The organism is Paraburkholderia sp. RL17-373-BIF-A (assembly GCF_046030175.1).
Classification (GTDB): domain Bacteria; phylum Pseudomonadota; class Gammaproteobacteria; order Burkholderiales; family Burkholderiaceae; genus Paraburkholderia.
In genome coordinates this window covers 137,386-152,705 of the sequence record NZ_JARESO010000016.1, presented here as the reverse complement: position 1 = coordinate 152,705, position 15,320 = coordinate 137,386, and the positions used below count along the sequence as shown (strand labels likewise).

The following is a 15,320-nucleotide window of genomic DNA, read 5'->3' as shown; positions in this document are numbered from 1 at the left end:
TCGGCGTCGGCGTGCTGGCGTCCCCGATGCGCCGTTGCCGGCCGCAGCACCTGTTCGAATGCTCGATGGAAGGCGCGCCCCGTGTGCGCCTCCAGGCCTCCCTGTTTCCCGATTTCCGGGCTTGCCCGGACATAGCTCCGCGCGCGCCAACCGGAGCGTTCTCCCATGAGGATCGCCATGACTTCCACACCTTCCGCGCCGACGCCGGCCGAGGTCGTCTTCTTCAACGGCAAGATCGCCACGCAGGACGACAAGCGCTCGTTCGCCGACGCGCTCGCCGTGGCGAACGGCCGCATCGTCGCCGCGGGATCGCGCGATGCAGTGATGCGGCACGCCAACGACGCCACGCGGCACGTCGATCTGAAAGGCCGTACGGTCATTCCGGGCCTGAACGACTCGCACCTGCACATCATTCGAGGCGGCCTGAACTTCAACCTGGAGTTGCGCTGGGACGGCGTGCCGTCGCTGGCGGACGCGCTCGACATGTTGCGCAAGCAGGTGGCCCGCACGCCGGCGCCGCAGTGGGTGCGCGTGGTGGGCGGCTGGAACGAATTCCAGTTTGCCGAGCGCCGCGGACCGACGCTCGAAGAAATCAACGCGATTGCGCCGGATACGCCGGTGTTCGTTCTGCATCTGTACGACAGTGCGCTTCTGAATGCAGCGGCATTGCGCGCGGTCGGCTATACGAAAGACACGCCCAATCCTCCCGGCGGCGAGATCCAGCGTGACAAGCGCGGCAATCCGACGGGCATGCTGATCGCACGGCCCAACGCCGGGTTGCTGTACGCGACGCTCGCGAAAGGCCCGAAACTCGCGCCCGAGGATCAGCGCAATTCCACGCGCCACTTCATGCGCGAGTTGAACCGCCTGGGCGTGACGAGCGCGATCGATGCGGGCGGCGGCTATCAGGCCTATCCCGACGACTACGCCGTCATCATGGACATGGCGAAGCACAGCGAACTGACCGTGCGTATCGCCTACAACCTGTTCACGCAGAACGCCAAAAAGGAAATCGAAGACTTCGCCAAGTGGGTGAAGATGACCAAGCCCGGCGAGGGCGACGATTTCCTGCGCATGAACGGCGCTGGCGAAATGCTGGTGTTTTCCGCGGCGGACTTCGAAGACTTTCTCGAACCGCGTCCCGATTTGCCGGACGCGCTCGAGGACGAACTCGAGACAGTCGTCAAACTGCTGGTGGCGAACCGCTGGCCGTTCCGTCTGCATGCGACCTACAACGAATCGATCGAACGCTTCCTGAACGTGTTCGAACGCGTGAATGCCGAGATTCCGTTCAACGGGCTGCGCTGGTTCTTCGATCACTGCGAGACCATCACGCAGAAAAATATCGAGCGTGTGCACGCGCTCGGCGGCGGCATTGCGATCCAGCATCGCATGGCGTATCAGGGCGAGTACTTCATCCGTCAATACGGTGAGGAGGCGGTGAAGCGCACGCCGCCGATCCGCCACATGCTCGACGCCGGCCTGCCGGTCGGCGCGGGCACGGATGCGACGCGCGTCGCGAGTTTCAATCCGTTCGTCTCGCTCTACTGGATGGTGTCGGGCAAGACGGTGGGCGGCACGTCGATGTATTCGAGCGAGAACAAGCTCGACCGGATGGAGGCGTTGCGCCGCTACACGGTGGGCAGCGCATGGTTCTCGAACGAGGAAGACCGCAAGGGCGCGCTGGTGCCCGGCCAGTTCGCGGACTTCGCGGTGCTCAGCGAAGACTACTTCTCGGTCGACGAGAGCCGCATCAAGTTCCTCACCTCGAACATGACGGTGGTGGGCGGCAAGGTGGTCTATGCGGACGACGAGTTCGCGCCGCTCGCGCCGCCGGACTTGCCGGTCAGTCCGTCGTGGTCGCCGGTCACGGAATTCGGCGGCTACAGCCGTTACAAGCCGACCGCGGTCGCGTGCGTGGACGGTTGCGTCAATCTGTGCGGCGTGCATGCCCATGCGCACGGTTGGGCGTGGCGCAAGAACGTGCCGGTCAGCGATTCGAATGGTTTCTGGGGCGCGCTGGGATGTAGCTGTTTCGCGTTCTGACAGCCACCGCTTCGTGCCACCCGACAAGCGAGAACCTTTATGCCGACCCTCGACGATGGCGTGCTGTATGGGCTAGGCATCCTGGTTCTCGATTTCCTCGCCTGGCGGTTCATGAGCCGTAAAACGGACAAGGGGCGTCTCGCGCTGCGTGCGCTGATGTTCGGCTTGTCGACTTACGTGCTGTTCAGTTATGGCATGAATCCGCTGCGTGCGGCGCCATGGCCGGACGAGCCGTTGCGCCATCTGCTCGCGCAATTGCTGGAGGTGGTGTGGTGGTTGCAAGGGGCGCGGCTCGTGACGATCGTGCTGGATCGCACGGTGCTGCCGGAGACATGGCACGAGGAGCGCCTGTTTCAGGACGTGCTCGGTGCGCTGGTGTTCCTCGCGGCCGGGGTCGGTGCGATTGCCTTCGTGCTTGAACTGCCGGTGCGCGGCCTGCTCGCGACCTCGGGTGCACTCGCGATCGTGCTCGGTCTCGCGATCCAGAGCACGCTCAACGACGTGTTTTCGGGCGTGGTGCTCAACGCAACGGAGCCTTTTGCGATCGGCGACTGGGTCACCATCGGCGAGGTCGAAGGCAAGGTGGTGGAGACCAACTGGCGCGCGACCAGCCTGCTCAACGGTCAGGGCAATATCGTCGTGATTCCCAACAGCGTGGCGGCGCGCACGAATATCGTCAACGCCAACCAGCCTTCGCACACGCACGGCATCAGCGTACTGCTGCCGGTCAAGCCGTCGATCCGGCCCGCTACCGTGTTGCAGGCGCTCGCCAACGCCGCCGCCAGTTCGGAGAACGTGCTCGCGGATCCGAAGCCGGTCGTCAGCGTGCGGCGGGCGACCAATGACGCGATCGAATACGAGATCGTCTGCTACGTCGATGCGCTCGGCAAGAAGACCGAGGTGCGCAACGAGCTGTTCGATCTGGCGCACCGGCATCTGTTATCGCGCGGCGTGGTGCTGCGTTCGTTGTCCGTGCCCGAACCCGTGGTCGACGCCGCGGATGAAAAGCAGCGCCTGCTGCGCAACGTGCTCATCTTCCAGACGCTCGACGACGGTGGGATCGCGGAGTTGGCCGCGCAACTGACATGCCACGAGTTCGACATCGACGAGACCATCTACAGCGCCGCCGATGAAAGCAGCCACGCGCTGCACATTCTGGCGCGCGGCGTGGCGAAAGTGAGCGTGCCGAAGGACAGCGGCGAGGTCGAATTGCGCCGGCTCGCGCCGGGGGACTCCATCGGTCAGTCGGGCATCCTCGCCGGCGTTAGAACTGGCGTGGTCGTTCATGCGATGACGCACGCCACGGTGTTCCAGCTCGACAAGGCCGCGTTGACGCCGATTCTCGCGCGGCGTCCCGAAGTGGCGCGCGAGATGTGCCGGCTGCTGTCCGAACACCATGAAACGGAGAAGCTGATGCTGGCGTCGACGGACGACGCCGACCCAAGCTCCGGCGGTCTGCTGCAATGGATTCGCGACGGCGTTCGGCGCATCCATGAACTCACGTTGTGAGCGCAGCGAGACGCGCCGCATCGATTCAGTCTTTTTAAGGATTCGCCAAAGTCTTTATGAGGTTAATTCGGTACGCTGCATTGATCGGTCGGTCGGCGATGCGCACCCGCGGCGGCGTGCCGGATAGGGAGAAGATGACATGAAGAAGAACATTGCGGGAGTCGGCATTCCCGACAGTCCGATGGCGCGGGCGGCAACCGATCAGATTCGGGCCGCGGAGTCCAGCTTGATGTTTCATCACGCGCTCAGGGCGTTTCTGTTCGGCGCGCTGACCGGCTCTCGCGACAAGCTGACGTTCGACCCGGAGTTGCTGTACGTGAGCGCGTTGTTTCACAACGTCGGTTTGAATGTGCGACACCGGCGCTCTCCGTATCGCTACGAGGTGGACAGCGCGAATGAGGCGCGCGACTTCATGCTGCAGTACGGCGCCGCCGCCGGCGCGATCGACGAGGTCTGGGCGGCGATCGCGTTGCACACCACGCCGGGCATTCCCGAGCATTTGTCGCCGCTCGTCGCGCTGGTGAGCGCGGGCGTGCAGATGGATATTCGCGGTGCCCGTTATGACGAATTCACCGCGCAGCAGCGCGATGAGATCGTGCAGGCCTGTCCGCGTGAAGCCGGCTTCAAGAAGAAGATCCTCGAAGCCTACGCGCGCGGCATGGAGCATCGTCCCGAGACGACGTTCGGCACCGTGAATGCCGACGTGCTGGACCGGTGGGACCCGAACCATCGCCGGCTGAATTTCTGCGGGCTGGTGCTGGGTTCCGACTGGGCGAATTGACGCGGTTCGCCGCATATGACGACTGGCTCGCCGCGTGTCGGACGCCGCCTGGAAACGGGCCACGCGAACGCCGCAAGCGGGCATCGAAAGGAAATCAGAATGGGCTACATCATTTCATTGGGCGTTGGCTTCGGCATTGGACTTCTCTACTGGCTGCTCAAGGTGCAGTCGCCGGCGCCGCCACTGATCGCGCTCGCCGGCCTGCTTGGGATGGTGCTGGGCGAGCACGCGATACCGGTCGTCAAGGCGCAGTTTTTCGCGCAGACGGCCACGGTTCGGGTCGCCGAATCGCAGCAGAGCACCTCGGCGCAAAAGCCGGCCACGCCCGGCGCGACAAAAGAGGGCGGCTGATCCTGCAAGCCGTCCGTTCAGATCTTGCTAACACCATCGGGTAATCACATGTTCACTTCGCTTCAACGCTTTCGTCCCATCGCGGCCTTCTGCGCTGCCGTGTTGATCGGCCTCGCGCCGGTGTCGTCCGCTTTCGCCGATAACGGCCCGCCGGAAGTCTCGAACAAGACCGCGCTCGCGGCGCGCATGCCCGACGTCTCGGTCGGCGCGCAGTACGACACGACACACGTGTATGTCGCTTCGGCGGATCTCGACGCGTTCGTCACCAGCTTTCTCGCCACGTTCGGCGGCAAGGCATCGCCGCGCGCGGTGTTCACCGTGACGCCGACGCCGAGCAAGACCGCGTCGCAATACGTGCAGACGCCGGTCGGCATGCTGTCGGTGTTCGGCTTCGAAACGCCGATTCCCTATCCGTTCGGCAATGAGCGGACCGGCTATCTGGTCACCAACATCGACCAGGCGGTAAAGGCGGCGCGCGCGGCGGGCGCCGACGTGCTGGTCGATAGCTTCGACGATCCGATCGGCAAGGACGCGATCATCCAGTGGCCGGGCGGCCTGACGATGCAGCTCTATTGGCACACCAAGGCGCCGAACTATGCGCCGCTGCACAGCGTGCCGGATAACCGCGTCTATGTGTCGCGTTATGAAGCCAACAACTTCGTGCGCCGCTGGCTGCATTTTTCGCATGGCAAGGTCGTGTCGGATAACCCGCGCGCGGATGCCGGCGTGATTGGCCGGCCTGGCGAGACGATTCGCGAGATCCGGATCAATTCGGGCTTCGGCCGCATGGTGGTGTTCGTCACGGACGGCAAGCTGCCGTTCCCGTTCGGACGTGAAACGACCGGCTATGCCGTCGACGATCTGACGCAGACTCTCGAGCGCGCACAAGCGGCCGGCGCGAAGGTGCTGTCGCAGCCGTATAGCAGCGAAGCAGGCAAGAGCGCCGTGCTCGAATTCCCGGGTGGGTATATCGCCGAAGTGCACGATGTCCAGTAAAGCAGGCCTCATCCAGAACTTGCAGGCGTTGCGGCGGCGTTCGGCGCTGCGTGCCGCCCGTGCGCTGTTGATCAGCACGGGACTGGCGGCCGCGCTGCCGGCGTCGGCGGCGGATACGGCGCTCGGCGGCGCAGAGGATACCAGCACGACCGGCGCGCCCAGCAGCACGGCAGCGGCCGCAAGCACTTCATGCGCGCGGCCGGCTGTCATGTTCAATCGCTGGCAGGAAAACTGGTCGGCACTCGCCAATCCGTGCGTGCCGAAGAAGCCCTTCGATTCGCTGAAATACATTCCGCTGTTCGGCAATCCCGACGCGTATATCTCGCTCGGCATGGTGCTGCGCGAGCGGCTCGAAATGAACGACGCGCCGCTCTTCGGCCTCGGTTCGGGCCGCGACGACACGTACGTGCTGCAACGTCTTGAAGTCCACGCGGATGTGCGCCTCGGCCCGCACGTGCAGATCTTCACGCAGTTCGAGGATGCACGTCCGTTCGGCAAGGACAACGTCTCGCCGGTCGACAAGAATCCGCTCGACTTGCGCCAGGCGTTCGTCGCCATCACCGAGCCGCTCGGACCCGGCACCTTCAAGTTTCGTGTCGGCCGGCAGGAGATGGCGTTCGACTTGCAGCGGTTCATCTCCGTGCGTGACGGCCCGAACGTGCGCCAGGCCTTCGACGCCATCTGGGCTGACTATGAAACCGGCCCGTGGCGCTGGATCGCTTATGCGACGCAGCCGGTGCAGTACCGCGACAACTCGGATTTCGACGACGTCTCCAATCGCGACCTGACGTTCAGCGGCGTGCGGGTGGAGCGCAAGGCCGTCGGTCCGGGCGACCTGTCCGCCTATTACTCCCGCTACAACCGCAGTAATGCGCGCTTTCTCGACGCCACCGGCGACGAACATCGCGACGTGTTCGACGCGCGTTACGCGGGCTCCGTCAATCACATCGACTGGGACGCGGAGGCGATGTATCAGTGGGGCCATGTCGGCAGCAAGACGATCGGCGCATGGGCGGTGGGCACGCTCGCCGGCTACACGCTGGCTTCGTTGCCGTGGACCCCGCGTCTCGGCCTGCAAGTGGATGCGGCCTCAGGCGACACGCATCCAGGAGACAGCCGCATCGGCACCTTCAATCCGCTCTTTCCGAACGGCTACTACTTCGCGCTCGCTGGTTATACGGGCTACTCGAACGTGATTCACGTCAAGCCGTCGCTCATCGTCAAACCGAACAGCAAGCTGTCGCTGCTCGCGGGCGTGGGGCTGCAATGGCGCGAGACCACCGCCGACGCGGTGTATCAACAAGGCTCGGCGGTCGTGCCGGGAACCGCCGGACACGGCAGCCGCTGGACCGGTTTCTACACGCAGCTGCGCGCCGACTATGCGGTCACCGCGAATCTCGCCACCGCGCTCGAAGCCGTGCATTTCCAGGTCGGTCCGTCGCTGCGCGACCTGGGTGCGCGCAATTCCGACTATGTAGGCGCCGAACTCAAGTTCGGCTGGTAACGCCGTATCGGCACCATGTCGTCAGCGAGGCGTGTCGGAAGAGGGATCCGGTTCTACCCGCAAACACTTCGGGAGCAGCATCATGCATATCGACACCCCCTTGAAGCAACGCACCGAGACGGCTCAGCACGAGACGCGCGATCGTCGTGAAGCGTACTGCCAGGTCAGCGAGAACCCGTCGGCGATGCCGGACGACGGCCGGGCGCCAGTGTGGAACCACGTGATCAACCGGCTGTTGGCGGACTATTGCAATGAGACCGAAGGTGAAGCCTATCTGAAGGCGCGGGCGAAACGCGTCGCCGCCGCGCACGCGCCGTCGCGGCATATCCAGATCGAAGTGCTCGAGCGTCTGTCGGATACGTCGATTGCCGTGCTCTGGCAGGATGCGACCCGTTGCCAATATGTCGACCAGGTGTGGATCTGCTGCCGCGCGCGCAGCAAGGGACGCTGCGCTTTGAGCGGCGCGACGATTCGCCGTGACGATGCGATCTACAAGCCGAGAGTACGCAGCGCGATCCCGGCCAATGCCGACGCCATGATTCTGGCTTCCGTTATCGCGTGCATGCCGTCCACTCTCATGTCAGGCGACTCGCGCTAGACCGCGCGATCCGCAGCCGGCAGCCGCTTGCTCAGTACAAAAAATTTGAACGATAGGATCAGTTTTTTCCGCGCATGCGTACTCGCGGTTGATCTAGACTTCGGGGACGCTTCGCTGAGCAGTCAGTCCTCAGCGGTTCCTCATCCCGCTGTGTCTTGGATACTCAGGCAATGACCCGCATTGGCCCGCTTCAGGTGGACCTCGCCAGCCGAGAGCTGTTGCTCGACGGACAGCCTGTGCGCATCGGCACCCGTGCATTCGACATACTCGCCGTGCTGATCGCCGCGAACGGCGCGCTGGTGTCGAAGGACGCCCTGCTCGAACAGGTATGGCCGGACACCATCGTTGAAGAGAACAATCTTCAGGTGCATATGTCCGCCTTGCGCAAGGTGCTGGGCGAGAGCCGCAACCTGATACAGACCGTGTCGGGAAGAGGCTACCGGCTGGTATCCAGAGAGGCTTGCGCGGAACAGCCGGCCAACGCCGTTCGCGACAACGCGCCCGATACCTCCGAACCAGTCCCGTCGGTTCGCAACGTCCCCAACAATTTGCCTGCCACTAGCTCGTCGCTGATCGGCCGGGATCAGGCCATCAGCGACGTTGCGCAGGCGCTCGCTTCGACGCGCCATGTCACGCTCGTCGGTTCCGGCGGGATCGGCAAGACCCGTCTGGCTATCGAGATCGCGCGCAGCTCGCTGGCGCACTTTCCGGAAGGCGTCTATCTGGTGCCGCTGGCGTCCGCCGTCGACGCAAATAGCGTGCTTGCCATGTTCGCCAACAGCGTCGGCGTGAGCGCGGCGAGCGGCCCGCTTACGCTGGCGCGCGTCAGCAAGGAACTCGGCGAACGGCGCGTGCTGTTCGTACTGGATAACTGCGAGCACGTGCTTTGCCCCGCCGCCGAGCTGGCCGAAGCGTTATTGAACGTGAGTCCGGCCATCCGGATTCTCGCGACCAGCCGCGAGCCGCTGCGTGTCGTGGACGAGCACCTGTACTGGGTGGCGTCACTCGACGTGCCCGCGCGCGACGATGAGAGCCAGCATGTTTTGCAACGCAGTGCCGTGCAGTTGTTCCTGTCACGCGCCCGCGCGATCGACGCGCGCTTTTCGTTTGACGACCGAAGCATTCATCTGACCGGCACCGTGTGCCGCCGCCTGGATGGCATTCCGTTGGCCATCGAACTGGCGGCGGCGCGCGCTGCGATACTCGGCATCGAGACGCTCGCCGACCATCTCGACGACCGCTTCAACATGCTGACGGGCGGCAATCGCACGGCGCTGCCGCGCCACCAGACCTTGAAGGCGACGCTCGACTGGAGTCACGCCTTGCTCGACGACACCGAGCGCACGACGTTGCGCCGGCTCGGCGTTTTTGTGAACAGCTTCACGATCGATTCGGCGATCGCCATGGTGAGTGACGAAGGCTTGCGTGAGTCCGGCGTGATCGCGGCGCTATCGGGACTCGTCGAAAAATCGCTGGTCGTGATGCACGCGGAGCGCGGCAAGGCAAGCTACCGGCTGCTGGAAACCACGCGTGCCTACGCGATGCAAAAGCTCGACGACAACGGCGAGCGGCGCCTCGTCACGCTCAGGCATGCACGTTATTTCGCGGACCTGGTCGCATTCGATTCGCCGAGCAATGCGCGTGAAGCACATGAAGCCCATGACACAAATGCCGGGGGCGTCGGCCCGGAGCATTGGCGCCACCACATGCGCGAGCAACTCGACGATTTGCGAGCCGCGTTGGCCTGGGCGTTATCACCGAAAGGTGACGCTGCGCTGGGCGAAACGCTGGCGGTGAAGTTCGTGTCGCTGCTTTATGAACTCTCGCTGGTCGACGAATGCTGCGTGTGGGCAAGGCGTGCTCTTGACACCGTGGACGCGATGCATCAGGGTGCGCGCTCGCCGCGCCATTTGCGCTTGCGCATGCAGCTGCTCGCCGCGCTCGGTGCGGCGCTCGTCCATGTGAACGGACCGAACCGGGAAACGCTCGGCATCTGGGCCGAGGTGCTGGCACTCGCGATCGCGTCGGGCGATCAGACGTTCGAAGCGCGCGCGTTGTGGGGAATGTGGAACGCGAGCCAGTCGGCCGGTGCGGCGCGCAATGCGCTGGCGTTCGCGCGGCGCTTCGCGTCGCTCGCCGCGCAGACGGGCGATACCGCCAACGGGATTCTCGCTCATCGCTTGCTCGGCATTGCCTCGCACTACGTGGGCGATCAGCAAGAGGCGCGTGCCTCGCTCGATCAGTTCTTGCAGCACACCGGCCGCTTGCAATATCGGCTGCCGCTCGGACAATCCATCGATCAGGGCGTGGTCGGCCGCGCGACGTTTGCCCGCCTGCTCGGCTTGCAGGGCGCGCGCGATCAGGCGCTCAGAGTCGCCGAGGCATGCGTTGCGCAAGCATGCCGGCAGGAACAGGCGATGGTCACGTGCTACGTGCTGGTCGAGGCGGAAATTCCGCTGGCGCTGCTGGCGGGCCGGCGAAAGCGGGCGGCTCAGGCCATCGCGCTGTTGCGGGACGTGTCGGCGCGTGCCGGGCTGCGGGTGGCGCATGCGTGCTGCCGCTGTTTCGACGAATACCTGCATTCGCTGGACGACACCAGTGCGCAGCGTGTGCGTAGCTTCCGCGCCGCGCTGGGCGATCTCCAGGCGCTCGAATATGCCGCGCCGCGCGCCATGCTTGCCGCGCAATACAGTCTCGCGCTCGGCCGTGCCGGACAGCGGGAGAAGGGCATCGCCGCCGTGGCCGACGCGCTCGCGCAGGGCGATGAGACCGGCGACCAGTGGTATGCCGCCGAACTCAGACGCGTGCATGCCGAATTGCTGCTGATGGAGTACGCCGGCCAGTCACCGTTCGGCGATGCGGCGACGCATGCACAGGCGAGTCTCACCGCGGCAATGGAGGAATCGTTGGTACAGGGTTGCCGCTCGTTGCAACTGCGGGCCGCGACCAGTCTCGGGCGGCTTTGGCATGCGCAAGGCCGAAGCGTCGAGGCGGTGCAACTGGTGAAGTCAGCCTGCGCGAGACTCACGGAAGGCCGCGACTGGGACGACTTCAAGGCCGCTAAAGACTTGCTGCGTGTCGCGACTGAAGCGTGCGCGCCGGTCGGTACTTCCGCCGGCGGCGATACGCGGATGGACACGAATGCGCATGCCACTGCAGCACCGTTCGACGACCCGCCGCCGGACGAGATCAGCGAAGCCTGCTAGTCGAACCTCAACCGTGCAGCGTTCGCTGTTGCACCACTTCGTCGATCAGGTCTGGCCGGTTCAACTGCTCGACCCACCATTGCAGCGCCTTGCCGCATTCGTTGTCGCGCCACGCCAGATAGAAATGCGTGACGTCGCGCATGCCGATCACTTCCTTTTGCACCAGTTCGCCCTGGCTCAGCGCCTCGACGGCGAGGCATTCTGGAATCGTGCCCGCTGCCAGGCCCTTGATCTGCGCGGCGAGTTTGGCCTCGAGCGTCGGCACCGTGAGCACTTCCTGATTGACGGCGAGCGCGATCGTGCGCGGCGCGAGTTTGCGTGACGTATCGCCGATCGCGACCGCGCGATGGCGCGCGACGACGTCCAGCGTGAGCGGTCCGGGTATCGACGCCAGCGGATGATCCGGCGCCACCACGAACACATGCCGCAGCGAGCCGATCGGTTTCGCGATCAGATTGGGAATGGGCGGCGGATCGCCGGCCGCGCCGACGATCAGGTCCGCGCGACGAGTGAGCAGCGCGTCCCACGAGCCGCCCAGCACTTCTTTCGACAGATGCAGCCGCGTGTCCAGCTTGAGCTTGTAGAACTCGCTGACGTGATGCCAGAGCAGATCGAACGGAATGATCTCGTCGACGGCAATGTGCAGATCGGCCTCCCAGCCATGCTGGATTCGCTTCGCCTTGAATTCGAGCGCTTCGGCCGCCTCCAGCAGACGGCGGCCTTCCTCGACGACCACACGCCCCGCGTGCGTCAGCGTGGCGCGCCGGCCGGTGCGGTCGAACAGCTTGACGCCGAGATCGAGTTCGAGTTTCTGAACCAGATAACTCAGCGAGGACGGCACCTTGTGAAGCGTTTCGGCGGCGTTCGCAAACGTGCCGGTTCGATCGATTGCATCGAGCACCTGCAGGACTTCAAAAGATAGATTCATGGAGAAGAGCCGGCTCTGTCGGATACGTTCAGCAGGATGTTCAGGATACTGGATTTCCTGAGCTCCGCAATGATCCGGCCGCACTCACCACACGTCCCGCCTCTAACCGTCCAGCCGATCCACCAGCGCAAACGGAATACTCTCCGCAAACAGTTCGCGGTCGCCCGTCGCGCTGGTCTGCGTATTCAGCTGCAGCGCGAAATTGAAACCCGGGCTGCGCGTGCTGGTGGTGCGCTCCTTGACCTTCAGTTCGATCGGCATCCAGGAGGCCGGATCGTTGAGAATGCTGTCCACCTTCGCGTCGATTTGCGCGTGCCCCGCGGCGGCCTCGGCGGGCGGCAACTGTTTCGACATTGCCGCCAGCATGTCCAGTTGCTTCGCCGCGCCGCGCTTGAGCCGGTAGCGGTGGAAGTAGGTCTGATTCGGCCGCCGGTTCGCCTTCACGTCGCCGAGATGGCGGTCGAGACGTTGCGCCGCGAGCGTGCGCGCTGGCGTTTGCTGCGGTTCGGGACGGCCATTCAGCCGCGCGTCCTGGCGTTCGCCTTCCTGCTCGGCGAGCACCTGTTCCGTGAACAGATCGAGCCACTGGTCGCGGCTCGCGTCGAGCGCGCGCGTGTAGGTTTCAGCGCTGGAATACTCGGTGTCGAGCAGACACGCGCGATGCGTCAGCGCGCCGTCCTCGCGCACGAGTTGCACTTTGGCGAGGTGGCTGTCGTCGGCGAAGGTCATGGTCGCCGAGGGTGCGTCGAGCGAGACGAGGCCCACCCCCACACTCGACGCAGGCGCACCGACCGCTTTCGTGGCGCTGACGGTTCCGCTCAGCCGTCCGATCAGACGCGAGCCCGCGCCCACCCGATGCTGCTCGATCTGCATGCGGCCGCTTTGTTCATTTGAATCGAGCGTCTGCTTCGCGGTCTTTTCATAGCCGATGCCGATGTTCGCGCCCGCGCGAAACGGCGAGCCGATCTTCGGCACGGTCACGGAGACGCCGGCATCGGCGGACCCGCCGCGCTTGACGGTGCGTGCCACCGAGTCGGTCCAGCTGATCGACACGTCGGGGTCGTCGAAATAATGGTCGGCGAGCCGGTTCCAGGTGCCACGCGCGCCACCCGAATTTGCGCCGTGCGCCTCGGTCGTCTCGTCGAACACATGATCGATGATGCCTTCGAGTTTCGCGCGCATCGCGCTGTCGTCGTAGCCGGTGCCGTTCCGATTGACACGGCGCGCCACCCGCAGCGATACGCCGCTCGGCTCGGACAACTCCTGCGAATGCAGCACGGCCTGCGTGGTCAGCCCGGCGCGCAGCTGGGTCAAGCCGACGTCGACGTCGTAGCCCACCAGCACGCCGACGCCCGCATGCCGCAGCTGGGTTTTCGCGGTGCCGACGAACATCTCGACGCCATGCGTGCCGCGGCTCAACTCGACCACGGCTTCACGGGTTTGCGACGCGCGCAGATCGACGCGCGGCGCGATCGGCACCGCGCCCGCATGCAGCACCTTGCTCAGATTCGCGGAGAGCCCGCGCGTGCTCACGCCGATGCGGCGGCCATCGGTCAAGCGCAAGCGCGAACTCGACTGCAGATCATGCGCGACGTCCTTGAGCGTTTGCCGGACCGCGTCGGCGCTGTCGGCCTGGGCGGCCGGGGCGGGCGGGCGCGCCTGATCCTTCAGGGCCGACACCTGCGTCCAGAACGGCGAATCGGCGGGCACCCCGGCGACCTTGCCCCATGCAGCGAGCCGCTCCAGCTTGAACGGCTGTTTCGCGATCGACTTGAACGGCTTGCTGCGCGCGAGCGTGTGCGGATCGGTGTTGGCCCAGCGCGTGGTTTCGGCGCGCAGGCGATCGAGCGTGGCGGGTGAGCCGACATCGCGCGGCTGCAACTCGGCGCACATCTGCTGCGCGCGTTCGGTGACCTGGTGCAACTGATCGGCATCCATCCGGCCGTTCGGAAAGCCGCCCGACTCGAGCCACACATGCAAGGCCGCGAGTTCGGCAATCGACTGCTCCGGACGCGCGTGCGAAAGCGCGGCGGCGGCGCGCATTTCCGGACGCTCGCGCAGCGGCTCCAGCGCCCCGCGCATGGCCTCGTCGAGTTTGCCCTGCTCGGCGCCGATCGTTTTGCGCGGCACGCCCTGGGTGCCGAAGCGCAGCGCCGAGAGCGGCGAGCTGCGTTTGCCGGCGAGACGCGGCAGGAAACTCTTCCAGCGGTTTTCGCCAACCCGGTCGATGGTCTTCGCGGAGAACTTGTTCAAACGCTCGCGGGCTTGCGACAGGTCGCTGCCGCGTCCGTCCTCGCGGAAATTCTGACGCCACGCGAAGAACGCGCCTTTCTGATCGGCACTCAGTGCCGCGCGTCCTTGCGTGGTCAGTGTCGAGGCGGCGTCGTAGGCTTGCCAGGCGAGCGGCGTTTCATTGAGCGGCGCGCCTGCTGCCGGTGCCGCGCGCGCGGCGACGGCGGCGGGCGCGGGGTCCTGCGCCGGGCCTGCGCCGTGGAGCGGCGGATCGAGCGCATCGGCGGCTTGCAGCATCATGCGTTGCGCGAGTTGCGTCGACACATCGCCGGGGGCGGGTTGGCCGCGATGGCGCAACTGGCTGAGCGCTTCGAAACCGGCGTCGGTGCGCGCCAGTGTGCGGGCCACCTGCCAGGCGCCGGCTTCGGCGGGCGTGCTCGAGCGGGCGGTGTGCATCTGCGCGAAGTCGAGATGTTCGAGGGCGTCGAGCACGTCGTTGGCGCTGGGCGCGTCGCCGATCCTCGCGCCGTGCAACGCCTGGGCGACGAGCGAGCCCCGGCTGGTCGGCAAGGCCGCGTCGGGGCTGCCCAAAGCGGCCAGCCGATGCGAGAGTTCGGCCTGCGCGAGCAGATCGTGCGACGGACCGGGCAGTTGATGGCGCACGTACTCGCTCAACGCGGCCTCGCCGGTCATGGCATCGAGCGGGATCGCCGTCGATGCTTCGTTGCCGTGCTCCACCGCAAGCGCGGTGTTCGAAGTGGAAGAATCCGCGGCGCGCGCCGTTTTCCCCAGCGCCTGGCGGCTTTGCCGCTCGGTCTTGGCCAGCGCCGTTCCCGCCGCGTTCGACCCTGCTACCGGCTTCGCCGCATAACGCTCGCCGTCGGCGGTGAAATCGGCCGGCGCGAACGGCTTGCCGTGCTGACTGGTTTGCGACAAGGCGGTGCTGACGTCGAACTTGCTCGCCCGCAGCCGCGCGCCGGTCCGCGAGGGCGTGTTGCCGAGCCGGCCCAGCAGCGTGTCATCGACGAGCGGCCGGGCCTGCGGCGTGCCGGTGGGCGGCGTGGCGGGCGCACCGCCGGGCCGCTGCGCGGGCGTTTGCGCCGCTTCGGTGTCCGGCGTGTGGGGCAGGTGCGGCGGCAGGGCATGAATGTCGGACATGGCGCGTGGCG

The 15,320-nt window shown here is 65.6% G+C and carries 10 protein-coding genes; 8 read left to right on the top strand and 2 right to left on the bottom strand.

Annotated features, from left to right (window positions below; all coding sequences use genetic code 11):
* The first annotated feature begins 177 nt into the window (after positions 1-177).
* The 8 genes from P0D80_RS21225 (at position 178) to P0D80_RS21190 (ending at position 10,991) form a co-directional block, all read left to right on the top strand.
* On the top strand, positions 178-2,046 hold the full coding sequence (locus tag P0D80_RS21225; protein WP_408177786.1) for an amidohydrolase: 1,869 nt from the start codon (positions 178-180) through the stop codon (positions 2,044-2,046).
* 39 nt (positions 2,047-2,085) lie between these two features.
* On the top strand, positions 2,086-3,555 hold the full coding sequence (locus tag P0D80_RS21220) for a mechanosensitive ion channel domain-containing protein (RefSeq protein WP_408286537.1): 1,470 nt from the start codon (positions 2,086-2,088) through the stop codon (positions 3,553-3,555).
* A gap of 139 nt (positions 3,556-3,694) precedes the next feature.
* Entirely contained in the window at positions 3,695-4,336 is a 642-nt protein-coding gene (locus tag P0D80_RS21215) for an HD domain-containing protein (RefSeq protein WP_408177788.1), read from the top strand.
* Between the two features lie 99 nt (positions 4,337-4,435).
* Positions 4,436-4,687, top strand: a complete 252-nt coding sequence (locus P0D80_RS21210; protein WP_408177789.1) for a DUF1427 family protein — start codon at positions 4,436-4,438, stop codon at positions 4,685-4,687.
* A 48-nt stretch (positions 4,688-4,735) separates the two neighbouring features.
* Positions 4,736-5,683, top strand: coding sequence for a glyoxalase (locus P0D80_RS21205; RefSeq protein ID WP_408286536.1), 948 nt, complete (start codon positions 4,736-4,738; stop codon positions 5,681-5,683).
* Positions 5,673-7,187, top strand: coding sequence for an alginate export family protein (locus P0D80_RS21200; RefSeq protein ID WP_408177791.1), 1,515 nt, complete (start codon positions 5,673-5,675; stop codon positions 7,185-7,187). The genes P0D80_RS21205 and P0D80_RS21200 overlap by 11 nt, the downstream gene beginning before the upstream one ends.
* 82 nt (positions 7,188-7,269) lie before the next feature.
* Entirely contained in the window at positions 7,270-7,785 is a 516-nt protein-coding gene (locus P0D80_RS21195) for a DUF3331 domain-containing protein (protein ID WP_408177792.1), read from the top strand.
* 170 nt (positions 7,786-7,955) lie between these two features.
* Positions 7,956-10,991: an ATP-binding protein gene (locus P0D80_RS21190; RefSeq protein ID WP_408286534.1), complete on the top strand. Its 3,036-nt coding sequence runs from the start codon at positions 7,956-7,958 to the stop codon at positions 10,989-10,991.
* A gap of 7 nt (positions 10,992-10,998) precedes the next feature.
* On the opposite strand, the gene P0D80_RS21185 is transcribed toward P0D80_RS21190, so the two are convergent.
* Entirely contained in the window at positions 10,999-11,919 is a 921-nt protein-coding gene (locus tag P0D80_RS21185; protein WP_132381779.1) for a LysR family transcriptional regulator, read from the bottom strand.
* A gap of 102 nt (positions 11,920-12,021) precedes the next feature.
* Positions 12,022-15,309 carry an autotransporter gene (locus P0D80_RS21180; RefSeq protein WP_408286532.1) on the bottom strand — a complete coding sequence of 1,096 codons (3,288 nt, stop codon included), beginning with the start codon at positions 15,307-15,309 and terminating at the stop codon, positions 12,022-12,024.
* Between the last annotated feature and the right edge of the window lie 11 nt (positions 15,310-15,320).

Excerpts from the sequence above, each read along its gene's own strand:
- P0D80_RS21225 (WP_408177786.1), top strand. The coding sequence starts at position 178 with ATGACTTCCACACCTTCCGCGCCGACGCCGGCCGAGGTCGTCTTCTTC.
- P0D80_RS21220 (WP_408286537.1), top strand. The coding sequence starts at position 2,086 with ATGCCGACCCTCGACGATGGCGTGCTGTATGGGCTAGGCATCCTGGTT.
- P0D80_RS21215 (WP_408177788.1), top strand. The coding sequence starts at position 3,695 with ATGAAGAAGAACATTGCGGGAGTCGGCATTCCCGACAGTCCGATGGCG.
- P0D80_RS21210 (WP_408177789.1), top strand. The coding sequence starts at position 4,436 with ATGGGCTACATCATTTCATTGGGCGTTGGCTTCGGCATTGGACTTCTC.
- P0D80_RS21205 (WP_408286536.1), top strand. The coding sequence starts at position 4,736 with ATGTTCACTTCGCTTCAACGCTTTCGTCCCATCGCGGCCTTCTGCGCT.
- P0D80_RS21200 (WP_408177791.1), top strand. The coding sequence starts at position 5,673 with ATGTCCAGTAAAGCAGGCCTCATCCAGAACTTGCAGGCGTTGCGGCGG.
- P0D80_RS21195 (WP_408177792.1), top strand. The coding sequence starts at position 7,270 with ATGCATATCGACACCCCCTTGAAGCAACGCACCGAGACGGCTCAGCAC.
- P0D80_RS21190 (WP_408286534.1), top strand. The coding sequence starts at position 7,956 with ATGACCCGCATTGGCCCGCTTCAGGTGGACCTCGCCAGCCGAGAGCTG.
- P0D80_RS21185 (WP_132381779.1), bottom strand. The coding sequence starts at position 11,919 with ATGAATCTATCTTTTGAAGTCCTGCAGGTGCTCGATGCAATCGATCGA.
- P0D80_RS21180 (WP_408286532.1), bottom strand. The coding sequence starts at position 15,309 with ATGTCCGACATTCATGCCCTGCCGCCGCACCTGCCCCACACGCCGGAC.